The organism is Pseudomonas sp. PDM25 (assembly GCF_019219045.1).
GTDB lineage: Bacteria > Pseudomonadota > Gammaproteobacteria > Pseudomonadales > Pseudomonadaceae > Aquipseudomonas.
This window is the reverse complement of sequence record NZ_JAHUWL010000003.1, coordinates 278320-302519: the sequence shown is the minus strand read 5'-3', so window position 1 is coordinate 302519 and position 24200 is coordinate 278320. Positions and strand designations below refer to the sequence as shown.

General features: G+C 58.2%; 26 protein-coding genes and 1 tRNA gene. 10 read left to right on the top strand and 17 right to left on the bottom strand.

All coding sequences use genetic code 11. The annotated features are described in order from the left end of the window. Nucleotides 1-303 precede the first annotated feature (303 nt). From KW848_RS07010 to KW848_RS07000, 3 genes are all read left to right on the top strand, one after another. A complete protein-coding gene (locus tag KW848_RS07010) occupies nucleotides 304-1488 on the top strand; it encodes a cyanate transporter (RefSeq protein ID WP_218536404.1) in 1185 nt (394 codons plus the stop codon). A gap of 15 nt (nucleotides 1489-1503) precedes the next feature. Then, the gene (locus KW848_RS07005) at nucleotides 1504-2421 is read left to right on the top strand and encodes a DMT family transporter (RefSeq protein WP_218536403.1); all 918 of its coding nucleotides are present in this window, start codon (nucleotides 1504-1506) and stop codon (nucleotides 2419-2421) included. 131 nt (nucleotides 2422-2552) lie between these two features. Next, a complete protein-coding gene (locus KW848_RS07000; protein ID WP_218536402.1) occupies nucleotides 2553-3488 on the top strand; it encodes a LysR family transcriptional regulator in 936 nt (311 codons plus the stop codon). A gap of 3 nt (nucleotides 3489-3491) precedes the next feature. Here the strand turns inward: KW848_RS07000 and KW848_RS06995 are convergent, their stop codons facing one another. Then, nucleotides 3492-3857 carry a 5-carboxymethyl-2-hydroxymuconate Delta-isomerase gene (locus KW848_RS06995; RefSeq protein ID WP_192406631.1) on the bottom strand — a complete coding sequence of 122 codons (366 nt, stop codon included), beginning with the start codon at nucleotides 3855-3857 and terminating at the stop codon, nucleotides 3492-3494. Between the two features lie 198 nt (nucleotides 3858-4055). On the opposite strand from KW848_RS06995, the gene KW848_RS06990 reads away from it, so the two are divergent. Then, nucleotides 4056-4760, top strand: coding sequence for a hypothetical protein (locus tag KW848_RS06990; RefSeq protein WP_218536401.1), 705 nt, complete (start codon nucleotides 4056-4058; stop codon nucleotides 4758-4760). A gap of 62 nt (nucleotides 4761-4822) precedes the next feature. On the opposite strand, the gene KW848_RS06985 is transcribed toward KW848_RS06990, so the two are convergent. The 3 genes from KW848_RS06985 to KW848_RS06975 form a co-directional block, all read right to left on the bottom strand. Continuing rightward, complete coding sequence (locus KW848_RS06985) at nucleotides 4823-5743, bottom strand: LysR family transcriptional regulator (RefSeq protein ID WP_218536400.1); 921 nt, start codon at nucleotides 5741-5743, stop codon at nucleotides 4823-4825. Nucleotides 5744-5913: 170 nt separating this feature from the next. Next, nucleotides 5914-6105: a DUF1508 domain-containing protein gene (locus tag KW848_RS06980; RefSeq protein WP_008074435.1), complete on the bottom strand. Its 192-nt coding sequence runs from the start codon at nucleotides 6103-6105 to the stop codon at nucleotides 5914-5916. A gap of 290 nt (nucleotides 6106-6395) precedes the next feature. Beyond that, nucleotides 6396-6740, bottom strand: a complete 345-nt coding sequence (locus KW848_RS06975) for a hypothetical protein (RefSeq protein WP_218536399.1) — start codon at nucleotides 6738-6740, stop codon at nucleotides 6396-6398. 297 nt (nucleotides 6741-7037) lie between these two features. Between KW848_RS06975 and KW848_RS06970 the strand changes: the two genes are divergently transcribed. Beyond that, nucleotides 7038-8204 (top strand): MFS transporter, encoded by a 1167-nt coding sequence (locus KW848_RS06970; RefSeq protein WP_218536531.1) that lies wholly within the window; start codon nucleotides 7038-7040, stop codon nucleotides 8202-8204. Between the two features lie 145 nt (nucleotides 8205-8349). Here the strand turns inward: KW848_RS06970 and KW848_RS06965 are convergent. From KW848_RS06965 to dapA, 5 genes are all read right to left on the bottom strand, one after another. Next, nucleotides 8350-8439, bottom strand: a tRNA-Ser gene (locus KW848_RS06965). A gap of 83 nt (nucleotides 8440-8522) precedes the next feature. Next, on the bottom strand, nucleotides 8523-9236 hold the full coding sequence (gene purC, locus KW848_RS06960) for a phosphoribosylaminoimidazolesuccinocarboxamide synthase (protein WP_008034929.1): 714 nt from the start codon (nucleotides 9234-9236) through the stop codon (nucleotides 8523-8525). A 28-nt stretch (nucleotides 9237-9264) separates the two neighbouring features. Continuing rightward, nucleotides 9265-10023, bottom strand: a complete 759-nt coding sequence (locus tag KW848_RS06955; RefSeq protein WP_008153089.1) for an MBL fold metallo-hydrolase — start codon at nucleotides 10021-10023, stop codon at nucleotides 9265-9267. Between the two features lie 4 nt (nucleotides 10024-10027). Next, complete coding sequence (bamC, locus tag KW848_RS06950; protein WP_218536398.1) at nucleotides 10028-11143, bottom strand: outer membrane protein assembly factor BamC; 1116 nt, start codon at nucleotides 11141-11143, stop codon at nucleotides 10028-10030. Nucleotides 11144-11160: 17 nt separating this feature from the next. Beyond that, nucleotides 11161-12039 (bottom strand): 4-hydroxy-tetrahydrodipicolinate synthase, encoded by an 879-nt coding sequence (dapA, locus tag KW848_RS06945; RefSeq protein WP_008153085.1) that lies wholly within the window; start codon nucleotides 12037-12039, stop codon nucleotides 11161-11163. Nucleotides 12040-12368: 329 nt separating this feature from the next. On the opposite strand from dapA, the gene KW848_RS06940 reads away from it, so the two are divergent. Both KW848_RS06940 and KW848_RS06935 read left to right on the top strand, forming a co-directional pair. Then, the gene (locus KW848_RS06940; protein WP_008034925.1) at nucleotides 12369-12929 is read left to right on the top strand and encodes a glycine cleavage system protein R; all 561 of its coding nucleotides are present in this window, start codon (nucleotides 12369-12371) and stop codon (nucleotides 12927-12929) included. A gap of 10 nt (nucleotides 12930-12939) precedes the next feature. After that, nucleotides 12940-13413 (top strand): peroxiredoxin, encoded by a 474-nt coding sequence (locus tag KW848_RS06935; protein WP_008153083.1) that lies wholly within the window; start codon nucleotides 12940-12942, stop codon nucleotides 13411-13413. A 129-nt stretch (nucleotides 13414-13542) separates the two neighbouring features. On the opposite strand, the gene KW848_RS06930 is transcribed toward KW848_RS06935, so the two are convergent. Then, nucleotides 13543-14613, bottom strand: a complete 1071-nt coding sequence (locus KW848_RS06930; RefSeq protein ID WP_046055715.1) for an AI-2E family transporter — start codon at nucleotides 14611-14613, stop codon at nucleotides 13543-13545. A gap of 31 nt (nucleotides 14614-14644) precedes the next feature. Continuing rightward, nucleotides 14645-14884, bottom strand: coding sequence for a sulfurtransferase TusA family protein (locus KW848_RS06925; RefSeq protein ID WP_007930235.1), 240 nt, complete (start codon nucleotides 14882-14884; stop codon nucleotides 14645-14647). A gap of 98 nt (nucleotides 14885-14982) precedes the next feature. On the opposite strand from KW848_RS06925, the gene KW848_RS06920 reads away from it, so the two are divergent. Next, the gene (locus KW848_RS06920; protein ID WP_111450827.1) at nucleotides 14983-16416 is read left to right on the top strand and encodes a M48 family metalloprotease; all 1434 of its coding nucleotides are present in this window, start codon (nucleotides 14983-14985) and stop codon (nucleotides 16414-16416) included. 77 nt (nucleotides 16417-16493) lie between these two features. On the opposite strand, the gene KW848_RS06915 is transcribed toward KW848_RS06920, so the two are convergent. From KW848_RS06915 to rpoE, 4 genes are all read right to left on the bottom strand, one after another. Continuing rightward, on the bottom strand, nucleotides 16494-17921 hold the full coding sequence (locus tag KW848_RS06915) for a DegQ family serine endoprotease (RefSeq protein WP_111450828.1): 1428 nt from the start codon (nucleotides 17919-17921) through the stop codon (nucleotides 16494-16496). Nucleotides 17922-18102: 181 nt separating this feature from the next. After that, entirely contained in the window at nucleotides 18103-19059 is a 957-nt protein-coding gene (locus KW848_RS06910) for a MucB/RseB C-terminal domain-containing protein (protein ID WP_192406625.1), read from the bottom strand. 8 nt (nucleotides 19060-19067) lie between these two features. Then, a complete protein-coding gene (locus KW848_RS06905) occupies nucleotides 19068-19655 on the bottom strand; it encodes a sigma-E factor negative regulatory protein (RefSeq protein ID WP_111450832.1) in 588 nt (195 codons plus the stop codon). A 30-nt stretch (nucleotides 19656-19685) separates the two neighbouring features. Further along, nucleotides 19686-20267 carry an RNA polymerase sigma factor RpoE gene (gene rpoE / locus KW848_RS06900; protein WP_007944079.1) on the bottom strand — a complete coding sequence of 194 codons (582 nt, stop codon included), beginning with the start codon at nucleotides 20265-20267 and terminating at the stop codon, nucleotides 19686-19688. A gap of 558 nt (nucleotides 20268-20825) precedes the next feature. On the opposite strand from rpoE, the gene nadB reads away from it, so the two are divergent. After that, complete coding sequence (gene nadB / locus KW848_RS06895; protein ID WP_008153071.1) at nucleotides 20826-22442, top strand: L-aspartate oxidase; 1617 nt, start codon at nucleotides 20826-20828, stop codon at nucleotides 22440-22442. Here nadB and KW848_RS06890 read toward each other — a convergent pair. After that, the gene (locus KW848_RS06890; RefSeq protein ID WP_218536397.1) at nucleotides 22411-22863 is read right to left on the bottom strand and encodes a protein YgfX; all 453 of its coding nucleotides are present in this window, start codon (nucleotides 22861-22863) and stop codon (nucleotides 22411-22413) included. The two genes, nadB and KW848_RS06890, sit on opposite strands and share 32 nt — an antisense overlap. Continuing rightward, entirely contained in the window at nucleotides 22847-23101 is a 255-nt protein-coding gene (locus KW848_RS06885; RefSeq protein WP_007944081.1) for a succinate dehydrogenase assembly factor 2, read from the bottom strand. The genes KW848_RS06890 and KW848_RS06885 overlap by 17 nt, the downstream gene beginning before the upstream one ends. Before the next feature lie 149 nt (nucleotides 23102-23250). Between KW848_RS06885 and KW848_RS06880 the strand changes: the two genes are divergently transcribed. Then, the gene (locus KW848_RS06880) at nucleotides 23251-24192 is read left to right on the top strand and encodes a folate-binding protein YgfZ (protein ID WP_218536396.1); all 942 of its coding nucleotides are present in this window, start codon (nucleotides 23251-23253) and stop codon (nucleotides 24190-24192) included. The last annotated feature ends 8 nt before the right edge of the window (nucleotides 24193-24200 follow it).

Genomic DNA, 24200 nt, shown 5'->3' with positions numbered 1-24200 from the left:
GGTAGATAAGCCGTTAAATCGGGATTTGAAGAACTTTGGTTGCGATACGACTAAACAATCAACCTCCAAAACACCACTATCCAATGTGGGAGCGGCGGTTCGACGATTCGACTTGCTCGCGAAAGCGGCGTGTCAGCCACATGAGTAGCGACTGACACACCGCTTTCGCGAGCAAGCCCGCTCCCACAGGGTTCAATGTCGCGGCAGAAGTATTTAATTTCTAAATACTGCTCCGGACTTTCTGATTTGCGGCCCGCAGGCCTCGCGCGCCTAATCGGCTCCTTGTCATTCAAGGTCCGATAGATGGAAAACGTTCGCGTAATCTCCCGCCCCGCCCTCTGGCTGATGTTCAGCATCATTCTTGTCGCCCTGAACCTGCGACCGTCCATGGCCGCCGTCGGTCCTTTGCTGTCGGCGATTCGCGGCGACATTGCACTGAGTTTCAGCCTGGCCTCGTTGTTGACCATGCTGCCAGTGATGGCAATGGGGCTGGCGATGTTCTTTGGGCTGGGCGTCAGCCAACGAATCGGCGAACAACGCACCGTGGTGCTCTCACTGCTGATCATCGGCGTGGCCACGGTATCGCGGTTATTCCTCGATTCGGCGGCCGAACTGATCCTCAGCGCCGTGCTGGCGGGTATCGGTATCGCGCTGATCCAGGCGTTGATGCCGGCGCTGATCAAATCCCGTTTCAGCGACAACGTTGCCGTGTGCATGGGGCTCTACGTCACGTCGATCATGGGCGGCGCAGCGATTGCGGCGTCGTTTGCGCCGCTGGTGATGATCCGCACTGGCAGCTGGCGCGTAGGCCTGGCGATCTGGGCGGCACTGGCGCTGGTAGCGCTGCTGTTTTGGTGCGTGCAACGTGAAAGGCTGCCGGCGCAGTCTGCTCAGGTGCAGCGCAATGGCTCCTTCTTCGGCAATTCCCGTGCCTGGCTGCTCGCAATTTTCTTCGGCCTGGGCACGGCGTCCTACACCTGTGTGCTGGCCTGGCTGGCGCCGTACTACGTGGAAAAGGGTTGGAGCGAACAAAACGCCGGGTTGCTGCTGGGTTTCCTGACCGCCATGGAAGTGTTGTCCGGCCTGCTGACACCGGCCATCGCCAACCGCAGCCGTGACCGGCGCGTGGTGCTGGTGGTGTTGCTGGCGCTGATCATGGCCGGTTTCTGCGGGCTTGTTCTCAGTCCGCAACACCTGGCTCTGTTATGGCCATGTCTGCTGGGGCTCGGCATCGGCGGACTGTTCCCGATGAGCCTGATTGTGTCCCTGGATCATCTGGACAATCCCCAGCGTTCCGGTGGCCTGACCGCGTTCGTGCAAGGCATCGGCTACCTGATCGCCGGTCTCTCGCCGCTGATTGCCGGGTTGATCCGCGATCAGCTCGGCAGCTTCGAATGGGCCTGGTGGTCCCTGACCGGCGTCATGGCACTGATGATCCTGATGGTCTTGCGCTTCGATCCGCGGCATTACGCCCAACACATTCACTGACCCGGAAGCCCCACCATGAAACACACCGGTTTCGCCGCCGCTCACGTCGGCATGCTGCTCTGGGCACTGTTGATCGCTGCATCGTTTTCTGCGGCAGCACAGGTCAGCCAAGCCATCGACCCGATCCTGCTGACCGGTTTGCGCCTGCTGTTCTGCGCCCTGGTATTTTTGCCGCTGCTGCTGTTCAAGGGCGATACCGCCATGACCGCCCGCGGACTGTTCGGCCATGCCGTGCTCGGCTTGCTGCTGGCGGTGTATTTCGGCTCGCTGTTCGAGGCACTGCGCTATACCTCGGCGGTCAACACCGGGACGATGTTCACCTTGGTGCCACTGCTGACATTGCTGTTCGAAGCCGTTTTGATGCCCGACAGCCACCTGAAACAACGGGTGCTGCCGATGCTGATTGCCGCTGCCGGGGCCGTGTTGCTGGTTTTGAAAGGCGCAGGCCCTGGTGAGCTGCCTTCGCTGTATGCAGTGTCGGTGTATGGCGTCGGTTGCCTGGCGATGGCGCTCTATTCGCCCCTGAGTCAACGGCTCAAGACTCGCAGCCTCAAGGGTCGCGGCCCGGTGGGCATGACGTTCTGGAACATGCTGTTCGGCGCGCTGTTTCTGCTGACATTCTGTGGGTTCAGCGGCGGCTGGCGATCGGCGTCATTGCTGACCGTGAGCGATTTCTGGTGGCTGATTTACCTGGCGGTGTTCGCCACGCTGGCGACCTTCTGGCTGCTGCATCGGGCCATCGGCGTTATCGCCCCCTCCTCGGTCATTTCCTACATTTACCTGAGCACACTGTTTCTTACATTGTTTCACTGGTTCTGGTTACGTCAGTCGCCACTGTCGCTGGAAATCATTGGCGCGCTGCTGGTCGGAGTCGGTATGTGGGCACTGCTGATGTCCAGTCGTCGAGGGGTGCCTGCAGCCGTTCAGGACTGAAGCCCTCTGGAATTGCCCCACAACTTTCCATGAAAACGCCTACAAGGCATTCTCCTGGCACCATCGTTCCGTTAGGATCACTCGCACACGTTTGCGCACAGTCAGCGCAAGGAGCACAGCGAGACGAACGGATGTTGAACAGTAACTTGCTTAGAAAGCTCGATATGCAGGACCTCATGGTGTTTATCGCCGTGTATGAGCAAAGCAGCGTCAGCGGTGTATCCGAGGCGCTCTGCGTCAGCCAGTCCACCGTGAGTTACTGCCTGAAAAAGCTGCGCACCAGTTTCGAAGACGAACTGTTCATCAATACCCGCGCGGGTATGCGCCCCACCTACAAAGCCAGCACCATGTACGCCCACGTGCTGAAAATCCTGGAAAGCATCAACCTGTGTCACGCCGGTGCGCCAGCATTCGACCCCACCCTGCAACCCGTCACCTTCAATATCTGCGCACCGGAATACTTCGAGCAGTTGATCCTGCCGCGCCTGTTGAAAAGCTTCGATTTCGCCGACCTTCCAGTCATGGTCAACATGCACAAGTTCGAAACCGACATCCCGGTCGACGAACTGCGCGACGGCAGCCTCGACCTGGTGATTTGCTTCGGCCCGAACTTTCATCGCAGTCACGGCGATTTCAAATCCCGGATGCTGCTGGAGGACGACCTGGTCTGTGTCTTCGATAAACGTGCCACACCGCCGGAGCCGCGTTTAAGCCTGCAAGCCTTTGTTGAACGCCGGCACGTATTCCCGACACCCTGGACCTCCACCACCAACATGGTCGACGGCTGGCTGGCGCAGCAGGCGCAAAAACGGCAGATCGTCGCGCGCTCCAACAGCTACAGCGCGGCACTGAAGATGATCACCGGCACCGACTTCATCCTGACCCTGCCTCGGCGTATCCAGCAATTGCTGGCCAACGATGCGATCTTCAATCATTGCGAAGCGCCCAACGGCTTGCCGGGTTTCAGCCTCGACATGCAGTGGAGCCAGAATGTCGATCAGGACAGCGCCAACACCTGGCTGCGCGAGCAAGTGGTCAAGGCCTGCACCGAGCAGGAAATGGCCTGAAACTCAGTGGCTGATGGCAATCTTGGTGTAGGACTCTCGATCGATGTCGAGGATTTCCACGGCCAGCTGGACTTCAATGTCCTTCGGCCATTCACACAGCTCCTGCACCACCGCCAGCAAACTTTCGGACAACTGCTGCTTGATCTGCGGCGAACGACCGCTCAACAGCGCCAGTTTTACATGCACAAAGGCTCGCTCGCCTGACACCGTGCCGACCTTGAACGTCTCAACCTTCACCGCTCGGCTCTTGATGTCGTATTCGGCAGCGAACTGACCGGAAGCCACCAACGTATTATTGAGCCGGATCAACGCCACGTCGGCATTGAGCTCGGGCAGGTTGGCGGTGTATTCCATGTGCAGGTGAGGCATGACTGAGCTCCTGAATTAATGGCGGGACGGAATCAAAGATGAAGACGGTTTTCCTAATGCTCCGTACTCTACTATCGTTTCCAGATCAGGTCTGAAATTAGAAGTGTGCCGTTAATTGATCATGACGCTGAAACAGCAAGCGTCCTCTCCCGCAGTGAGGAGGTAACCCGGAAAAGCCTGAATCAAGGATTGAACACTATGAATCGTCTATACGCCTCAATGGCCCTGTCTGTTATTTCTTTCTGCGCGCACGCTCTTGACCCTGACGAAGAAAGCCAGGAAGGAGCCCCTAGTGCAAACTTCGATTACCTCGCTTATGCCGTCACTTGGCAGCCGACATTTTGTCTGCTGACGCCCGCCACAGCCGGATGTAACAAACCTAAAAACGTTTTTTACACGCACGGCATCTGGCCGTATTACAACAGCACCGCTCAATCGGCCAATCGCCCCCCCTCTTCCTGCATCAAATCCGCAGGATGTAATCAGACTGAAGTCGCTTGCGAACTATCAACAACAGTCCAGGCGCAGGCCCAGGCCGACAATCGTTTTTCTGAAATTGTCACCGAGTCGCCTGAATACCTGATGAAACACGAATGGCAAAAACACGGCACCTGTTATGGCACCAGCCAACGGGAATACTTCGAAGATTTCGTGAGGTTGCGCGACGCCGTCCACTACAGTCCAGAGTTCAACCAATATCAGGGTAAATCCCTTGATCTGGAAAAGTTAAAAACGCTGTTCCCGTCCAACACCTCATTTCGTTGTGCGAGCTTAGGCGGCAAACAGTATCTATTCGAAGTATTTTTCCTGATCGATAGGCAGGGGCAGCCTTACACTCAGGACAACAAGCTGCAAATCGGGGAAAAGTGTCAGTTGCGGGAAACCCATATCCCGTCGGCTTGATCACTTGCCTCCCGATCCGAGCGAGTTCCGGCTCGCTCGTCACCTGCCCCGCCCGGCAAGATTCAGATCCGCGACCCAGGATGCTCACTCATGAACGCCTCCAGCCGCGACCTCAACCAGCGCTCGGCCGGGTCGGTATCTACATGGCTGAGCCACACCATCGACAGATCCAGGGTTGGCGTCTTGAACGGAAACGGCTCCTTGAACAGCTGGCCGGACGCGGCCATCGCTTCGGCGGCGTAGTCCGGCAGGCTGGCGATCAGATCGGTCCCAGCAAGCAAGGCCGGCAACGAGCTGTATTGCGGCACGGAAAGGACGACTTGGCGCGTGCGACCAATCTCCGCCAGCCACTCATCGGCGTAACCACTGACATTGGCGGTGTGGGAAACCAGCACGTGCGGTCGTGCGCAATATTCATCGAGCGTCAACGGTGTGTCCGATGCGTCCGCGCGCAAAATGCTCGGCAGGATGTGCCGCAACAACTTGCGCTTGGCGTTGGCCGGCAGCCCGCGAGTCTGGCTGATACCAACGGTGATATCGCCGGACGCCAGCAAATCCGGAATCCGCCAGTAATCGACATGCTGCACCACGAACACCACCTTGGGGGCTTCCTGGCGCAAGGCACGCAGCAATGGCGGCAGCAGGCCAAACTCGACATCGTCCGACAGCCCGATACGAAAGGTCATGGTGCTGCTGGCGGGGTCGAAATCATGGGTCAGGCTCAATGCCACCGACAACGAATCCAACGCCGGCGACAGGTGCAGAATAATCTCCTCGGCCCGTGCCGTCGGCTCCATGCGATGGCCGACGCGAATGAACAGCGGGTCGTTGAACATCGTGCGCAAGCGATTGAGCGCCGAACTGATGGTCGGCTGGCCGAGAAACAACTTTTCAGCCACCCGGGTGACGTTGCGTTCGAGCATCAGCGTTTCAAACACCACCATCAGGTTGATGTCGGCCTTGCGTAGTTCGTTACGATTCATCCACTGACCCCGCTCCCAAATCTGATGACAGTTTAGGTAGCTGTCGCAATCGGCGTCTATGCGACTCAAGCAGTTTGTGTTTAATCCGCAATCCGGCAGCGGCACTCATAACCATGAGACCGCCCGTTGAAACGAAGCTGCTCTGGCTGAGCAGCTTCACCACCTGAAGCCTAGATTTCCTTGACCGGGGTCTGATCATGGGTCCCTTTGATCAAACTGATGGCATGCACACAATCAGACTTGTTGACGTAAGCCTCCCCACTGGCAATCGTTTCATGGTTACCCGCCCTCAAACGCCACCGCCATTGACCTTTGCCGGTCTGTGCGATGCCACGGGTTTGCCTGTAAATCTCGAAATACATTGCTCGCTCCTTGCGATTGCTGATGACCGCAGATCAGTGATCTGCGAAACGAGAGTAGATGAGGATTTTTTGCAGCAGGGTCTTTCAATGTCAGGGGATGTTTCGCAGATTCAGCCTTGATTGGCGGGACGACCAACAGATTCGGGGGGCGGTGAATTGGGTGACTGCGCTGGGTAACTTTTCCCTTGAAGAGGCATATTTTTCTTACGCTGCGATGCTATCTGGTCCGACGCAAAAACGCTGATTCAAGCCGTTGGTGATCGCCCGGCAATACATGCCTTACAGACTGTTCAGTGATTTTTCTGCTGAGTTGAATCGTCAGCTGACAGGGTCAAAGGCTGTTCTTCCATCACCACGGCATCTTCCTCAAGGTCGGTTTGAGGTTGAGCCGCTACCGTGGTGGTGACTGGGACAGGATGGGGCAGGAAAACCCGCACAAGCCTTTCAATCAGTGAAAGGATTCCATAGGTGACGAAGCCAAAGATCAGTCCAACCACCAAAATGCTCAAAGGGTGCATCTGCGCTGCATCGGGGCTTTCCAACATGTAGCTGAAAGCCTGAACAGCAACAGCCAGGCATGCCGCAAATGCTGCCACCAGCTTCACAAACACCCAAATCCGTCGCCATCTGTTCATGCATTCCCCCGTCATCCGGTGATTTGCCCTGTATTGCATGATAGCTAATGACCAGGGTTACACCGTAAGCCAGAACAAACTGATGTGGGATCGGCGCAATCTGTTTGATCGAAATCACTCATCGATACAGCGTATCTTGGCGGAGGTAGCGGCAACGCGGCTGCGGGGGTGCGAGGCGCTAGAGGCCTGTGCCAAACAAGGATTTCGAGGCTCATGATGAAAACCACCGACAAGTCAGATGGCACTTCGGTTACTGCGCCAATCAAGAAAACGTCAACCGGCAACGTTTGGCGCACCATGCCTGGCGGCATCTGGGCGCTGGGCTTCGTCTCGATGCTGATGGACATCTCCTCAGAGATGATCCATGCATTGTTGCCGCTCTACATGGTCACCGTACTGGGGACCTCTGTTTTGGCCGTGGGTCTCATCGAAGGCATAGCCGAGGCTACGGCCTCGATCACCAAGGTATTCTCCGGGGCACTCAGCGATCGATTGGGCAAGCGCAAACTGCTCGCGGCGTTGGGCTATGGGTTGGCGGCACTGTCCAAACCGATCTTTCCTTTGGCGGGCTCGCTGGACTGGCTGATCGGGGCTCGCTTTATCGACCGTATTGGCAAAGGTATTCGCGGCGCCCCGCGCGATGCGTTGGTGGCCGATATCACGCCGCCCGCGATACGGGGCGCAGCTTTCGGCCTGCGGCAAACGCTGGATACCGTTGGTGCATTCCTGGGGCCGTTGCTGGCGATCGGGTTGATGTGGCTAACCGCGAACCACTTCCAGACCGTGTTCTGGGTGGCCGTCATCCCGGCCTTCCTTGCCGTCGCGGTGCTGCTGGTGTTCGTTCATGAACCCAAAGCAGTGGAAGGGACGCACCGGGTGCGTGCGCCTTTGAGCCGGCGGGAATTAGCCCGACTGGGCGCTGGTTACTGGTGGGTGGTGGGTGTCGCTGCGGTGTTCACCCTGGCGCGTTTCAGCGAAGCCTTTCTGATACTGCGCGGCCAGGCCGTCGGGCTCGCGCCGATGTGGGCGCCAGCGGTGCTTGTCCTGATGGCGGTAGCGTACTCACTGTCAGCCTATCCCGCCGGGGCCTTGTCTGATCGTGTCAGCCGCGTGGCGGTACTCGGTGCAGGTCTGATATTGCTGATTGCTGCCGACCTGACGCTGGCGTTCGCGCCGGGTATCGGAGGCTTGGTCGTCGGCGTCGTTCTATGGGGGCTGCACATGGGGTTTACCCAAGGGATATTCGCCGCCCTGATCGCCGATTGCGCGCCGGCTGAACTGCGCGGGACGGCATTTGGCATGTTCAACCTGTTGACCGGGTTGGCCTTGCTGCTGGCCAGCGTCATCGCTGGAGCACTGTGGGACACGGTAGGCTTCCAAGGCACGTTCTTGATGGGTGGCGGCTTTGCTGCTCTGACGTTGCTGGGATTGTGGGTGATCCAGGCGAGAGTTCAGGTTCGATAGCAAAGAGCAATATCACCTGTGTTTCGCGAGTAAGTCGTACCGCTCGCCGGCGAAACAGTCGGCAAATTTGCCCTAAACGAAACGCCAGAAACGAAAAAGCCCCTGAAATCTTTAACAATTTCAGGGGCTTAGTCTTATTCAATAATGGCGGAGAGATAGGGATTCGAACCCTAGGTACCGGTGAAGGTACAACGGATTTCGAATCCGTCCCATTCGGCCACTCTGGCATCTCTCCAACGGCGCGCATCATAACAACACTTTTGCCGGAAGCGAACCCCCTAAGCGAAATTTTTCCGTGCTATCAGATGCTTGCGTCGATTAAAGCGGTACGCCCAGACGATTGGCGACTTCTTCGTAGGCTTCGATGACGTCACCGAGGCCCTGACGGAAGCGGTCCTTGTCCATTTTCTTGCCGGTGGCCTTGTCCCACAGACGGCAGCCGTCCGGGCTGAATTCGTCGCCCAGGACGATAGAGCCGTCGGAGAACACGCCGAACTCCAGTTTGAAGTCGACCAGCAGCAGGCCGGCGTCGTCGAACAGTTTGCTCAGGACTTCGTTGACCTTGAGCGACAGTTCTTTCATGCGAACCAGTTGCTCGGCGGTGCCCCAACCGAACGCCACGACGTGGGATTCGTTGATGAACGGGTCGCCCTTGGCGTCGTCCTTCAGGAACAATTCGAAGGTGTAAGGGTTGAGCTTCATGCCCTCTTCGACGCCCAGGCGCTTGACCAGGCTGCCGGCGGCGTAGTTACGCACGACGCACTCGACCGGGATCATGTCGAGCTTCTTCACCAGGCATTCATTGTCGCCCAGCAGTTTGTCGAATTGGGTCGGCACGCCGGCTGCTTCGAGTTTCTGCATGATGAAGGCGTTGAACTTGTTGTTCACCATGCCTTTGCGGTCGAGCTGCTCGATGCGCTTGCCGTCGAACGCCGAAGTGTCGTTGCGAAACAGCAGGATCAAGCGGTCAGCGTCGTCGGTCTTGAAAACCGATTTGGCTTTGCCGCGGTAGAGTTCTTCACGTTTTTCCATGATGGGCTCCGCTTGCTAAGTAGGTGGGCTAGGCGATGTGTCGCCAGTCGAGCCCTGAATCTTGATCGGCCAGTTGCAGCCAGTCCGGGTCGCACCCGAGGGTGTCGACAAAACATTGCCGGGCCAGCTGCGGCAGGTTGTTCTTGCTGCTCAGATGGGCCAGGACCAGGTGTTGCAGGCCTTGCCAGCCCAACTCGGACACCAGGAATGCCGCCTGATGGTTGTTCAAATGCCCCAGTTCACCGCCTACCCGTTGCTTGAGAAAGTACGGGTAGTGACCGCGAGCCAGCATGTCACGGCAATGGTTGGACTCGATCATCAACGCATCGAGATCCCGATAGCCGTCCAGCACCTTGTTGCAATACGAGCCCAGGTCGGTCAACAGGCCGAAACGCCGCTCACCGTCACTGAAGACGTATTGCGTCGGTTCCTGTGCATCATGGGCCACGGCAATGACGCCGATGCTCAGTGCGCCGATCTGCAGTTGCTCGCCGCCGGCCAGAAGGCCAGCCGGTTCAATTGGTTTGCGCATCCCGCGCAGGGTACCGCGACTGAGGTAGACAGGCAGATTGTAGCGCCGAGACAGCAAACCCACGCCATGCACGTGGTCGGCATGTTCGTGGGTCACGAGTATCGCGCTCAACTGCGCCGGGTTAACCCCCAGGCGCAGCAGACGCTTTTCGGTTTCCCGCAGGGAGAAACCACAATCCACCAGCACATACGTGTCAGCGCTGGCTATCAGCGTGCCGTTCCCTTGGCTACCGCTGCCGAGAACGGCAAAACGCATGTGATCAGCCCAGGTTGTCCTGAATCACGCTCAATACCTTGCGCGCCACATCGGCCGGCGCCACGGTGTTGATGTTTTTCTCGACGGTGACCTGGACGTTTTCGCCAACCTTGCTCAGGCGAACCTGATAACGCTCGGCACGGGCTTCAACTTCTTCCTTGTTCGGCTTGCTGCCGAACAGGCCACTGAAGAAACCTGGCTTCTCGTCCTTCTTCTCGGCTTTTTCGGCCAGGTTGATGTAGTACAGGCCCAGGCTGCGGTTGATGTCTTCAACGCGCCATTCGCCCTGTTCCAACGCACGACCAACACTCGACCAGGCACGATCCAGGTCGGTGCCGACGTTCAGGACAGGGTTACCGCTGCCGTCTTCGCTCAGGCTGACACGACTTGGCGTATCGGAGTCACGCGAAGCCAGCATGGAGACCGAACCGCCCTTCTCCGAGGTGCGGCTCATGCTCGCGAGCATGTCGTCGACCAGTGCCGCGTCCAGGCCAGTGTTGACCGAACGGTTGGTGAAGGCCACGTCGGAGGTGCTACCGGCAGGACGCTCGGCGCTGACCACGTAGATTTCACTGGTGTTGCGCTGCACGCCTGGCTCGATGCGGACCCGCACGCGGGTTTCGCTGTTCGCGCCGACACCGGCTGCGCTCAGGCGCTTGGCCATTGCAGCGGACAGTTCGTCGGAATGCTGCCAGGTGGTAGTGAATTCGCCGGTTTGCGGACGCTGTTCGTCCAGACGGAAACCGTTGTCCTGAAAGAACTGCACGGCCACTGGCCAGACTTCGGCCGGCGGGTTCTGAGCAACGATCCAACGCGAATCACCGGTCTTTTGCAGGGAGTAGGCGCTGGCGTCAGCCGCTGCCGACAACGGCTGCGGACGAGGAACGATGTACTCGCCCTTGACGGAGTCATCGGCCACGTTGCGCGGGATCGGCAACAGCGGATCCAGACGTTTGGCAGTGCTGACATCCGGCGGCAGTTGCATGGGTGCAGTCTGTTGCGCTTCCAGGTAATCGCTACCGCGGTCACGGAAATAACCTTCCGGGCCCCAGACCCATCCGCAGCCACTGGTGCTGGAGATGATCAAGGCAAGTGCGGAAAGTCCGGCCAATCGCTTCATGCGTAGTACTTCCTCAATTAAACCAGGACGCCGCACTGGCGCAGGGCCGTGCGAAGCGTTTCATGACAGGGTGCGCTCAGCCAGGTCAGCGGCAGGCGAATGCCTTCGTGCATCAGGCCCATTTCGACCAAAGCCCACTTCACTGGAATCGGGTTGGCTTCGATGAACAGATCCTTGTGCAGTGGCATCAATTTTTCGTTGATTGCCCGTGCAGTCTCGGCGTCGCCCTTGAGCGCTGCCTCGCACAGGTCAGCCATTTCGCGCGGGGCGACGTTGGCGGTGACGGAGATGTTGCCCTTGCCGCCCATCAGGATCAGCTCGACAGCGGTCGGATCATCGCCGGACAGCACGATGAAGTCCTTGCTCACGCCATCAAGGATTGCCTTGGCACGCTTCATGTCGCCGGTGGCTTCCTTGATACCGATGATGTTCGGCACAGTGGACAGGCGAATCACGGTCTCGGCCTGCATGTCGCAGGAGGTGCGGCCAGGAACGTTGTAGAGAATCTGTGGAATGTCGACCGCTTCAGCAATGTGCTTGAAGTGCTGGTACAAACCTTCCTGAGTCGGCTTGTTGTAGTACGGAACGACCAGCAGACAGGCGTCGGCGCCGGCCGCTTTGGCGTTGCGGGTCAGTTCTACGGCTTCGCGGGTCGAGTTGGCGCCGGTACCGGCGATGACCGGAATACGGCCATTGACCTGCTTGACCACGGCTTTGATGACAGCGATGTGTTCGTCCACATCGAGGGTTGCCGACTCGCCGGTAGTACCGACCGCGACAATGGCATGGGTGCCGTTTTCAAGGTGGAAGTCCACGAGTTTGCTGAGGCTGTCCCAGTCAAGACGCCCTTGTGCATCCATGGGTGTGACCAGTGCCACCATACTGCCCGCAATCATGAAACCGCTCCTGCCGGAAAAAGAGAGCGGTAATGGTACTGGCGCCAAGATGCTTGCACAAGCAAAGTACTGCGCTGCTGCCATTCCCCTTGGCGTCGCTTTTCGCTACCCTTCAGACTTTGATCGGTACTGATAAGCTCGTACGCCGGGTTCCAGCCTCCATTTTCGGCATCACAAGCCCCGATCCAGCGTTGCCGCCCCTCGCTCCTGCCTCACTGGAGCATGTTGCAACCTTGTGGCTCGGGTTTTTTGAATTCGCATCCGCAGGCTCGCTCCCGGTAAAAAAAGCCCGTAGAAGTATCGACCGCTCATCGCTTTAGGAATGCTGCATGTCCACCCCCACAGTTCGCGAACAATTCCTTGTCATCAGTGCCCTCGGCGCCAACCCCATGGAGCTGACTAACGTCCTGTGCCGCGCCAGCCATGAAAACCGCTGCGCCGTGGTCACCTCTCGCCTGACGCGTCATGGCGAGTGCAGTGCGTTGATCCTCGAGATCTCCGGCAGCTGGGATGCCCTTGCGCGCCTCGAAGGCAGCCTGCCGAGCCTCGCCAAGAAGCACGCCTTTACGGTCAACGTGGTGCGCAGCGCAGCGCTGGAGAATCGTCCTCAAGCCCTGCCTTACGTCGCCTATGTCAGCTCGGCTTACCGCTCGGACATTATCAACGAGCTGTGCCAGTTCTTCATGGACCACAACGTCGAGCTGGAAAACCTGACCTGTGACACCTATCAGGCTCCGCAAACCGGCGGCACCATGCTCAATGCCACGTTTACCGTGACCTTGCCGGCCGGGGTGCAAATCAGCTGGCTGCGCGATCAGTTCCTGGATTTCGCCGACGCGCTGAACCTGGATGCCCTGATCGAACCGTGGCGCCCACAAAACCCAATGTAAGGAAGCTTTCATGGCCGTTGCCATCGATCAACCGGTTGCCGACTTCGAAGCACCCGCCACCAGCGGGCAGACCGTCAACCTCGCAAGCCTCAAAGGCAAGCAGGTGGTGATTTACTTCTATCCGAAGGACAGCACGCCAGGCTGCACCACTCAGGGTCAGGGCTTTCGTGACCAGCTCGACGCCTTTAAAGCCGCCAATACCGAAGTCTTTGGCGTGTCACGCGACAGCCTTAAATCACACGAAAACTTCAAGGCCAAGCAGGCGTTCACCTTCGAGCTGATCAGCGACAAGGAAGAAGCGCTCTGCCAGCAGTTCGACGTGATCAAGCTGAAAAAGCTCTACGGCAAAGAATATATGGGTGTTGATCGCAGCACGTTCCTGATCGACAAGGATGGGGTGCTGCGTCAGGAATGGCGTGGTGTGAAGGTGCCGGGTCATGTGGATGCTGTTCTGGCTGCCGCTCAGGCGCTGAACAAGGCCTGATTTTCAGCGCCCTTTCGGACGCTTTCGCGAGCAGGCTCGCTCCCACAGTTGACCCGAGCTGTCCAGACAAACGCGGTTTAATGTGGGAGCGAGCCTGCTTGCGAAGAGGCCTTATGCCTTACCCGGCAGTTAAAGCAGCGGCGCCACCACCGGTTCCTTGCGTGGCCAGGCATCCAGCACCGCCTTGAACAAGGTCGCCAGGGGGATCGCAAAGAATACCCCCCAGAATCCCCACAATCCGCCAAACAACAATACCGCGCAGATGATCGCCACCGGATGCAGATTGACCGCTTCTGAAAACAGCAACGGCACCAGCACGTTGCCGTCCAGCGTCTGGATGATCCCGTAGACCGCCATCAAATAGATGAACTGATCGCTCCAGCCCCACTGGAACAACGCAATCAGCATGACCGGCACGGTCACCACCACAGCGCCGACGTAAGGCACCACCACCGACACGCCCACCAGCAATGCCAGCAGCGCCGCGTAGTTCAGGCCCAGAACAACGAAACCGATGTAGGTCACGCCACCGCAAATGAAAATCTCGATGACCTTGCCACGAATGTAATTGGCAATCTGCCGGTTCATCTCATGAGCGACGCGGGTGATCAGCGCCCGCTCACGAGGCAAGTAACCACGCACCCACTGACCGATCATCTCCCGGTCCTTGAGAAAGAAAAACACCAGGATCGGCACCAGCACCAGGTAGATCATGATGTTCACCAGCAACGGCAGACTCGACAGCGAGAACGTCAGCGCCCACTGGCCGAACTTGCCAATCTCGCCCCGCGCCACTTCGATGGCCTGCAGCACCTGCTCATCGGATACCAGATGCGGGTAGCGCTCGGGCAGCAGCAATAACAGCGACTGCCACTTGGCGAGCATGCCGGGTAACTCGTTGAACAGCGTAATCAACTGATGCCAGAGCAACGGCACCACAACCACGATGAACACCAGCAATAGCCCCATGAACAACGCAAAGACCAGTCCCACCGCCACCCCGCCCGGCATGCGCAGGCGTTCGAGGGTGACGACCAACCCTTGCATCAGGTACGCCAGCACCATCCCGGCCAGCACTGGCGCAAGCATGCCGCCCAGCGTCAGCACGGCGGTAAACGCCAGAAACAGCAGGACCGCCAGCACAACAGCCTCTTCGTCGGAGAAGTAGCGCTGAATCCAGTCGCGTAACACTTTGAACATCAATAATCCTTAGAAACGAACGCAGCAGAATTCAGGCTTTTTTCAACCAGTAGCGGTAAACACCCGCTTCATCTTCTTCACGAAGCAGCGTATGACCCGCCAATCGGGCAAAGGTGCGGAAGTCGCGCTGCGAGCCCGCATCGGTGGCAATGACCTTCAGCACTGCGCCGCTGGCCAGTCGATTGAGTTCCATCTTGGCCTTGAGCAACGGCAAGGGGCAATTCAGGCCGCTGGCGTCGAGCTCGGCGTCATGGGCTACAGCGTCGGTCATTGCATCACTCCGGGGACAGGTGGTCGAGCGGCTAGAATATCTGGTCCGAAGCGTAGTGTCCGGCTACAGTAAGGTCTTTGTCGACTAAGGCTTTGTGCATGACTTTTTTGCGCCCTACCCTGCTGACGCTCGCTTGCCTGCTCGCCTCACCGGGCTTCGCCGACGACCTGCCGTCACTCGGCGACGCCAGTTCTGCCATCGTCTCGCCGCAACAGGAGCATCAGTTGGGCCGTGCCTGGCTGGCGCTGTTGCGCAGCCAGGTTTCGCAGCTCAACGATCCACAGCTCAAGGACTACGTCGAATCCAGCGTCTACAGGCTGGTAGAGACCAGCCAGGTCAATGACCGGCGCCTGGAGTTCATCCTGATCAACAGCCCGCAACTCAACGCCTTCGCCGCACCGGGCGGTATTGTCGGGGTTAACGGCGGCTTGTTCCTCAATGCCCAGACCGAAGGCGAATACGCCTCCGTACTCGCTCACGAATTGGCTCACTTGTCGCAGCGCCACTTCGCCCGTGGCGTCGAAGCCCAACAGCGCATGCAAGTGCCGATGATGGCCGCGCTGCTGGCCGGGATCGTGATTGCCGCAGCCGGCGGCGGTAACGCCGGGATCGCGGCCATTGCGGGCACGCAGGCGGCAGCCATTCAGGAACAACGGCGTTTTTCTCGCCAGAACGAACAGGAAGCTGACCGCATTGGCATCCTCAATCTGGAAAAGGCCGGTTACGACCCGCGGTCGATGCCGACCATGTTCGAGCGATTGGCGCGCCAGTACCGTTTTGACGCCAAGCCACCGGAATTTCTGCTGACTCACCCGGTGACCGAGTCGCGGATCGCTGACACGCGCAACCGCGCCGAACAGGCAAAACCCGGCGGCATCGAAGACACGATGCGTTATCAGCTGATTCGTGCACGGGTCCAGTTGATCTATGAAGAAACCCCAGGCCTGGGTGCCAAACGCTTTCGCGCCCAGCTTGATGAAAACCCGAAAAATGATGTCGCTCGCTATGGCCTGGCCATCGCGCAGATCAAGGGCGGCCAGCTGAATGAAGCACGGGAAAACCTCAAGCTGCTTCTGGCCAAGTCGCCGAACGAAATCATCTACAACCTGGCGCAGGTCGATCTGGACATCACCAACAATCGTCTGCCGGACGCCCAATCCCGGGTTGACCGAATGTTGACGCAGTACCCCGGCAACTATCCGCTGAACTCAGTGCGCGTTGACCTGCTGCTCAAGCAGAACCGTGCGCCCGAAGCGGAAAAAGCACTGGAGAATCTGCTCAAGAGCCGTCCTGACGATCCGGACGTCTGGTACATGGTGGCCGAGACTCGCGGTCTGTCAGGCAACATCATCGGCCTGCATCAGGCTCGCGCCGAGTATTTCGCCCTGGTCGGGGATTACCGCCAGGCCATTCAGCAACTGGACTTCGCCAAGCGCAAGGCAGGCACCAACTTCCCGCTGTCATCGCGGATCGATGCACGGCAACGTGAGCTGATGGAACAGGAGCGCATGATCAAGGACATGATGGGCTGACCTGCTATTCAAACAAAATGCCAGGCACAAAAAAACCGCCTCTTTCGAGGCGGTTTTTTATTCAGCCAACAACCGGATTATTCAGCCAGTTTGAAGGTGATGAAACTGGCGCGACCTTGACGCAGAACCCGCATCGACACCGAGCGGTTCTTTGGCAGCGCCTTGGCGATATCCGTGAACTCCTTGGTGGAACCGATTGCCTGATTATTCAGGTGAGTGATCACATCGCCTGGCTGCAGGCCAATCAGAGAAGCAGGACCGTCCTGGACTTCCTTGATCACGACACCGCCTTTGAGGTCGTAGGTTTTCTTCTGCTCATCCGTCAGCTCGACCACGGAAACACCCAGCCGGTTGCTGCTGCGCTCGGTGGTAGATTTCGGCAGCGAATCCAGCTCTTTGCCTTCTTCCGGGATAGCGCCGACCGTCAACTCGACATTCTTGCGCTTACCTTCACGAATCACTTCCAGATCAGCTTTCGAGCCGGCCTTCAGCGCGCCCACCAGGTGTGGCAGATCGGCGGACATGACGATCGGTTGGCCGTTCATGCTCAGGATCACGTCACCTACTTGCAGGCCACCCTTGGCAGCCGGGCCGTCATCCTGGATCTGAGCCACCAACGCACCGGCTGGCTTCTCCAGACCGAACGATTCGGCCAGATCCTTGCTCACTTCCTGAATCACCACACCCAACCAGCCACGGCTAACTTTGCCACCGCTTTTGAGCTGATTGGAAACGTCCATGGCGACGTCGATCGGGATCGCGAACGACACACCCATGAAGCCGCCGGAACGGGTGTAGATCTGCGAGTTGATGCCAACCACTTCGCCGGCCAGGTTGAACAGCGGACCACCCGAGTTACCCGGGTTGATCGGCACGTCGGTCTGGATGAACGGCACATAGTTTTCGTTTGGCAGGCTGCGACCGATGGCGCTGACGATACCTTGGGTCACGGTATGGTCGAAACCGAATGGCGAGCCAATCGCCACGACCCATTGGCCGGCCTTCAGGTCCTGGGATTTGCCGAGCTTGAGGACCGGCAGATCCTTGCCCTCGATTTTCAGCAGAGCCACGTCGGAACGCGGATCGGTGCCAATCAGTTTGGCTTTCAATTCGCTGCGGTCAGCGAGGCGGACGAGGATTTCGTCTGCATCGGCAATCACATGGTTGTTGGTCAGGATGTAGCCATCAGACGAGATGATGAAACCCGAGCCCAGGGATTGGGCTTCACGCTGACGATCACCGCGGGGCGTACGCGGCTGTGGCGGCATACCGCGCTCGAAGAACTCGCGCAACATGGGCGGCAAGCCTTCAAGGTCGGGCATCTGCTCGCTCACTATGCGATCAGGCAGTTTCTGCGTGGTACTGATGTTTACCACCGCGGGCGAGGCCTGCTCGACCAACTGTGTGAAGTCAGGCAACTCAGCCGCTTGAACAGCGACCGCCTGACCAAGCACCAGCACGGTGGCAAAAATAGAGAGATAAGACTTCAAGCGTGGTATCGACATACGGCTCCCGTTACGACGAGCATGGTTAAGCGATATGGAGCAAGGAACACCGGGAACGATACGCCGGTATTTTTGTTCCGGGAACAACAAACAAGGCCAGAGCCGAGAGGCTCTGACCTATAGAAAAAATCGGGGATATTTGCAAGTTGAAATGCTCACCAAACATTTCGATTTCAGCTCACTACTTGGTTGCAGTGGCGTCGCTGCGCATGGATAGCGCAATCCGTTCAGCGGTGCCAATCGGAATCTCACCGACCACGGTCACCATCATCTCGCCTTGCGGGGTAGTCAAGCGTCGGGAAACTGCAACGGTCGGCCCCAACTGGGTGCGAGTGTCAGTAATTGTTGCGCCATTCAACGGCTCTAGGAAAACCGAGAAACGCGCCAGACCATCGTCATACATCAGACTGTTGACTTGGGTTTTGGTCTCTGGATCCTTGCGGGACGTACTGCTGGTCAGCTCGAAACCAGGCGGTAACCAGTCCGAACGCCATACTTGCGCCGCCTTGGTTGCAGAAGCCTTGTCACTGTCGAGGGCAATAGTTTTGCAATCGGCACTAGGCTGCAAGTCGCTGTCGGACGGAAGATCGGCGGTATCCAGTTGCGTGAACTGGAATCGCTCCAGCAACTGCCCTCGTTCATTCAGAAGCAATGATTTGAGAGGCAGGCCGGTTTCTTTATCCAGATGCAATTCAAAACCGTAGCGGTGTTGATCGCGAGGTGTCAGTGAAACGATTACTGCCGCACGCCCAGCCACACGCGACTTGCCAATGACGGCAAGGTCGTACCAATTCTTTAACTTTTGTGGATCGAGTGCACGAGCAGCGGAGCTGGGGGAATCTCCAAGCCCTGCTATCAGAATGCCGCTAACGCATTGAGTACGTCCATCAATGCGCACGACTTCCTGTGCCGAGCCGTCGAGCTGGAGTAAACGCTCGCGGACCTTGCCATCCTGGACGCGGTGCCAAATGTTGTGGGTAGAAAAACTACCGTTACGCTCGTAGACGAATGTACCGTGAAAACTTTGCTGTTGCTCGGCTTGGCCCAGACGGGTCAACCAGTTCTGGGCTTCATCAGCATGGGCTGGAACAACAAACCAGCCACCGAGCAGAAGCGTAAGTAGAGGGATGGCGCGCATGATCCTCCTTAACGGTTTTCCAGACTTGCTGCACGAGCGTAAGGCAGAGCGCTCTCAGTACCTTTCAGTGCAGCCTGTTGAGCATGTTGGCGCAAATAGCCTGGCAGACGCTGATCGTGCGAGCCTTGCTGACCTTGCAACACGCCGTTGGCCATAGGGCCAGTGGCTTCCGAACTCTCATTGTAGCCTGCTAATACAGCTGGACCCTTGACCTGAGGAACGGCCAGACCTGGTTGACTGGATTGTTGAGCCAGTTCGACCCCAGCGATTTCGTCCTGGTTATATAGACGAACACCTGCCAGTACGGCGAGGGTTACCGAAGCAGCGACCGCCAGACGACCCAGGCTGCGCCATGGACCACGGGTGGCTTTTGCAGGTACGGCTTCGTCAGCCAGCGCAGCAGAAACTGCCGCAGCGATATCCAGACGTGGAAGCAGCAAATCCTTGTGCATAACTGCCCGAGCGATTTGATAACGAGCCCAGGTATCACGGGTTTCTACATCGTCAAAGGCATTCAATACCCGACGCAATTCCAATTCGTCCGCTTCGTTATCCATCACTGCGGACAGCGATTCCTGCAGGGCTTCACGACTCATGGCGTTCCTCTCTTGGCTGTCGCCGCTGTCTCAGTTTTCCTGCAACAACGGCTGCAGGGCTTTATCGATGGCTTCCCGAGCGCGGAAAATCCGGGAGCGCACGGTACCCACCGGACACTGCATGACGGCCGCAATGTCCTCGTAACTCAGACCATCGAATTCACGTAAAGTTAAAGCCGTACGCAAATCTTCTGGCAGTTGCTGAATGGTTCGATGGACGGTGCCTTCGATCTCATCCCGCAGCAATGCACGTTCTGGCGACTCGAGATCCTTGAGGCCATGATCGCCATCGTAGAACTCTGCATCCTCGGAACTGACATCGCTATCCGGCGGCCGACGGCCGCGTGAAACCAGATAGTTTTTCGCCGTGTTGATGGCGATGCGGTAAAGCCACGTATAAAACGCGCTGTCCCCGCGAAAATTTCCAAGTGCACGGTACGCCTTGATAAAGGCTTCCTGCGCCACATCCTGGGCTTCATGGGTGTCGTGCACGAAACGCACGATCAACCCGAGAATTTTGTGCTGGTATTTCAGCACTAGCAGATCGAAAGCTCGCTTGTCGCCGCGTTGAACGCGCTCGACCAGCTGCTGATCCTCTTCCTGGGTTAGCATGAACACTCCTCGATAAGCTCGAAGGAGGCTTGCATAACTAAACAACCAGACTTGCAAACATAGACTCGGGCTTTTCGCAAAAGTTCTCCCCCTCCAAGCAAGTTTCCTGCGGGCTCTGATTTGGCACGCACGAAAAGCGCAGCGCGGGTTAACCCGGCTGCGCGAATAATCTTGTCATCGGATTCGCCGGCAAGGATCAAATCACAGATCCCGCGTTGAAGCCGACACTGTCCCTTGAATCAGGCAACGGTCTATTGGTCTTGGGCCTTTGGCAAAAGTTCCAAATATTTATAGCTGCGCAAGAGCGACATTGTGCAATCGTGAATGGAAAAAAACTGTTAAATCGTTGATACAGTCGTCTTGTCGCCGAAGCGGCCGAAAAACCATCCGACGAAGCGTCAGGTATTTTCCGTCACAGTAGTTTCACAATGCCATGTGCGCTCGCTATTGTGCCGCTCCCCCCCTCTATATACTAGTGGGCTGTGTGGCTGTCTTGACTCGCCGATCCAGGTGTCTTGCGCCAACCCCGACCCGGGTCGCTTTGAGCGGAATCCTGAAATGAGCCAACAGTTTCAACACGATGTTCTGGTAATTGGCAGCGGTGCTGCCGGCTTGAGCCTTGCGCTGACCTTGCCCGGTCATTTGCGCATCGCCGTACTGAGCAAAGGCGACCTCGCCAATGGCTCGACTTTCTGGGCCCAGGGTGGCGTCGCTGCCGTCCTGGATGACACCGACACCGTTGAATCACATGTCGATGACACCCTCAATGCTGGCGGCGGCCTGTGCCACGAAGACGCCGTGCGCTTTACCGTCGAGCACAGTAAAGAAGCGATTCAATGGCTGATCGACCAAGGTGTGCCCTTCACCCGCGATGAACAGTCCGGTACCGAAGATGGCGGATTCGAGTTCCACCTGACCCGCGAAGGCGGTCACAGTCATCGGCGTATCATCCATGCCGCCGATGCCACGGGCGCCGCGATATTCAGAACCTTGCTCGACAAGGCCAGGCAACGACCGAACATCGAACTGCTGGAGCAGCGGGTCGCGGTCGACCTGATTACCGAAAAGCGCCTGGGCCTTGAAGGTGATCGCTGCCTCGGCGCCTACGTCCTCAATCGCGGAACCGGTGAAGTTGACACCTACGCCGCTCGCTTTGTGATCCTCGCATCGGGCGGCGCCGCAAAGGTCTATCTCTATACCAGCAACCCCGACGGTGCCTGCGGTGATGGCATTGCCATGGCCTGGCGCTCGGGCTGCCGGGTGGCGAATCTGGAGTTCAACCAGTTCCACCCCACTTGCCTGTATCACCCGCAAGCCAAGAGTTTCCTGATCACCGAAGCCCTGCGCGGCGAAGGCGCACACCTGAAGCTGCCTAACGGCGAACGCTTCATGCAACGCTTCGACCCTCGCGCCGAGCTGGCGCCACGGGACATCGTCGCACGTGCCATCGACCATGAAATGAAGCGCCTGGGCGTCGATTGTGTCTATCTGGACATCAGCCACAAGCCGGAAGCGTTCATCAAGACTCACTTCCCGACGGTGTACGAGCGCTGCCTCGAATTCTCCATCGACATCACCAAGCAACCGATTCCAGTGGTTCCTGCGGCGCACTACACGTGCGGTGGTGTGATGGTCGATCAGCAGGGTCGCACCGACGTGCCGGGACTCTATGCCATTGGCGAAACCAGCTTCACCGGCCTGCACGGCGCCAACCGCATGGCCAGCAACTCGTTACTCGAGTGTTTCGTTTACGCGCGCTCCGCGGCGGCGGACATTCTTGAGCAGCTGCCGCAGGTTTCGATTCCGACCGCCCTGCCCGTCTGGGATGCGAGCCAGGTCACCGACTCCGATGAGGACGTGATCATTGCGCACAACTGGGACGAACTGCGGCGATTCATGTGGGACTACGTCGGCATTGTGCGCACCAACAAGCGCTTGCAACGGGCACAGCACCGCGTGCGTCTGTTGCTGGATGAAATCGACGAGTTCTACAGTAACTACAAGGTCAGTCGGGACTTGATCGAACTGCGTAACCTGGCCCAGGTGGCCGAGCTGATGATCCAGTCAGCCATGGAACGCAAGGAGAGTCGCGGCCTGCATTACACCCTCGACTATCCGAACATGCTGCCGGTGGCCCTGGACACTATTCTGGTGCCGCCCACCTACGTCGACTGAACGTGAGCCGAACCCGCAGGCGCCGGTGCATATCCGCCGCCTGCGAGTCGCGGGGAACGCAGATTGATCTGACCCGCCGCTCGTCTCGCAGTCGAAAACGCAGCACAACGAGCAAAGGGAGCGCCAGGCTGTCCGGTCGTAGCTGCACCGATTGCCAACCCTCCTCCTGATTCCACAATTGCCAACCATCGGCATTGCGACGCAAGCCGCGAAATGCTCTTGGGTGTGTCAGCAGAATTTGCCGCGGTAACGCCCAAGCACCGTGAGCCAGACAGCAAAAAGCGCCGAGCAGACTGGCCCAGACCGGTATAGAGAGAAGACACAGCGAACCCAGCGCGAACAGCTGGGCCAGAAGATACGCCGCCAGCAACTGCCGTGAGGCATGCCAGCGGCATTCGAACGCATTATTTGGGCTGGACACGATCCAGAATCATGCGAACCATGCGCTGAAGCTCCGGATCTTCAGATTCGGCGCGTTCCATGAACCAGCCGAACATGTCCTGATCTTCGCATTCGAGCAGCTTGCGGTAGCAATCGCGGTCGACATCATTGAGGTGCGGATAGACCTCCTTCACGAACGGTACCAGCAACACGTCAAGCTCAAGCATGCCGCGGCGGCTGTGCCAGTAGAGGCGATTCAGTTCAACATCTTCGACCATGGAGCGCTCCTCAAATAGGCGGCAAGTATACAGCCCCAGGCGGAGTCGAACACTCGGCTTTGGTCGGCCACCAACGATCCTTTGTGAACTACCCATTTCAAGAGCGCCCCCTTATGATGTCCCCCAGACTCTTTATCCTGCGATGACCCATGGCCGATTCTGCTTTTTTCTGCACCCTGTCTCACGAAGGCGTTCTCGCAGTACGCGGCGCGGACGCCGGCAAATTCCTGCAAGGCCAATTGACCTGCAACCTCAATTACCTGAGTGACACCCAGGCCAGCCTCGGCGCCCGCTGCACGCAGAAGGGCCGGATGCAGTCGAGTTTCCGCATCCTGCTGGAAGGCGACGGCGTTCTGATGGCCATGGCCACCGAACTGCTGGAACCGCAACTGGCGGACCTGAAAAAGTACGCGGTGTTCTCCAAGTCCAAACTGACCGACGAAAGCGCTGCCTGGGTCCGCTTCGGCATCGACCATGGCGATGCGGCGCTGATCAGCCTCGGTCTTGATCTTCCGGCTGACACCGACAGCGTCGCGCGCAATGACGGCTTGATCGCCATTCGCGTCTCGCCGGACCGCGCCGAACTCTGGGTCGCCGCCGACCAGGCCGACCTTATCAAGGGCAAGCTGTCCGCCGTATTGGCCGAAGGCGATCTGAATCAATGGCTGTTGGGCCAGATCCGCGCAGGGATCGGCCAGGTCATGCCGAGCACTCGCGAACTGTTCATCCCGCAAATGCTCAATCTGCAAGCCGTAGGTGGCGTGAGCTTCAAGAAAGGCTGCTACACCGGCCAGGAAATCGTTGCGCGCATGCAGTACCTGGGCAAACTCAAGCGCCGCTTGTATCGCCTGACACTGGATGCCAACGAGTTGCCTGAACCTGGCACACCCTTGTTTTCCCCTACCCACGGCAGCTCTATCGGCGAAGTGGTGCTGGCCGCCAACGCCGAGCAAAACATTGAACTCCTGGCCGTGCTGCAAGCCGAAGCAGCAGAAGGCGGTGATATCCATCTGGGCGCGCTCGAAGGGCCAGCCCTGCACCTGCTCGACCTGCCTTACGAACTGGATCGCGATCGCGAAATCCAGCGTTAACAGCAGCA

Bases quoted from the DNA above. Each gene is read 5' to 3' on its own strand.
- KW848_RS07010 (WP_218536404.1), top strand. From the start codon at position 304: ATGGAAAACGTTCGCGTAATCTCCCGCCCCGCCCTCTGGCTGATGTTC.
- KW848_RS07005 (WP_218536403.1), top strand. From the start codon at position 1,504: ATGAAACACACCGGTTTCGCCGCCGCTCACGTCGGCATGCTGCTCTGG.
- KW848_RS07000 (WP_218536402.1), top strand. From the start codon at position 2,553: ATGTTGAACAGTAACTTGCTTAGAAAGCTCGATATGCAGGACCTCATG.
- KW848_RS06995 (WP_192406631.1), bottom strand. From the start codon at position 3,857: ATGCCTCACCTGCACATGGAATACACCGCCAACCTGCCCGAGCTCAAT.
- KW848_RS06990 (WP_218536401.1), top strand. From the start codon at position 4,056: ATGAATCGTCTATACGCCTCAATGGCCCTGTCTGTTATTTCTTTCTGC.
- KW848_RS06985 (WP_218536400.1), bottom strand. From the start codon at position 5,743: ATGAATCGTAACGAACTACGCAAGGCCGACATCAACCTGATGGTGGTG.
- KW848_RS06980 (WP_008074435.1), bottom strand. From the start codon at position 6,105: ATGTATTTCGAGATTTACAGGCAAACCCGTGGCATCGCACAGACCGGC.
- KW848_RS06975 (WP_218536399.1), bottom strand. From the start codon at position 6,740: ATGAACAGATGGCGACGGATTTGGGTGTTTGTGAAGCTGGTGGCAGCA.
- KW848_RS06970 (WP_218536531.1), top strand. From the start codon at position 7,038: ATGCCTGGCGGCATCTGGGCGCTGGGCTTCGTCTCGATGCTGATGGAC.
- purC (WP_008034929.1), bottom strand. From the start codon at position 9,236: ATGGAAAAACGTGAAGAACTCTACCGCGGCAAAGCCAAATCGGTTTTC.
- KW848_RS06955 (WP_008153089.1), bottom strand. From the start codon at position 10,023: ATGCGTTTTGCCGTTCTCGGCAGCGGTAGCCAAGGGAACGGCACGCTG.
- bamC (WP_218536398.1), bottom strand. From the start codon at position 11,143: ATGAAGCGATTGGCCGGACTTTCCGCACTTGCCTTGATCATCTCCAGC.
- dapA (WP_008153085.1), bottom strand. From the start codon at position 12,039: ATGATTGCGGGCAGTATGGTGGCACTGGTCACACCCATGGATGCACAA.
- KW848_RS06940 (WP_008034925.1), top strand. From the start codon at position 12,369: ATGTCCACCCCCACAGTTCGCGAACAATTCCTTGTCATCAGTGCCCTC.
- KW848_RS06935 (WP_008153083.1), top strand. From the start codon at position 12,940: ATGGCCGTTGCCATCGATCAACCGGTTGCCGACTTCGAAGCACCCGCC.
- KW848_RS06930 (WP_046055715.1), bottom strand. From the start codon at position 14,613: ATGTTCAAAGTGTTACGCGACTGGATTCAGCGCTACTTCTCCGACGAA.
- KW848_RS06925 (WP_007930235.1), bottom strand. From the start codon at position 14,884: ATGACCGACGCTGTAGCCCATGACGCCGAGCTCGACGCCAGCGGCCTG.
- KW848_RS06920 (WP_111450827.1), top strand. From the start codon at position 14,983: ATGACTTTTTTGCGCCCTACCCTGCTGACGCTCGCTTGCCTGCTCGCC.
- KW848_RS06915 (WP_111450828.1), bottom strand. From the start codon at position 17,921: ATGTCGATACCACGCTTGAAGTCTTATCTCTCTATTTTTGCCACCGTG.
- KW848_RS06910 (WP_192406625.1), bottom strand. From the start codon at position 19,059: ATGCGCGCCATCCCTCTACTTACGCTTCTGCTCGGTGGCTGGTTTGTT.
- KW848_RS06905 (WP_111450832.1), bottom strand. From the start codon at position 19,655: ATGAGTCGTGAAGCCCTGCAGGAATCGCTGTCCGCAGTGATGGATAAC.
- rpoE (WP_007944079.1), bottom strand. From the start codon at position 20,267: ATGCTAACCCAGGAAGAGGATCAGCAGCTGGTCGAGCGCGTTCAACGC.
- nadB (WP_008153071.1), top strand. From the start codon at position 20,826: ATGAGCCAACAGTTTCAACACGATGTTCTGGTAATTGGCAGCGGTGCT.
- KW848_RS06885 (WP_007944081.1), bottom strand. From the start codon at position 23,101: ATGGTCGAAGATGTTGAACTGAATCGCCTCTACTGGCACAGCCGCCGC.
- KW848_RS06880 (WP_218536396.1), top strand. From the start codon at position 23,251: ATGGCCGATTCTGCTTTTTTCTGCACCCTGTCTCACGAAGGCGTTCTC.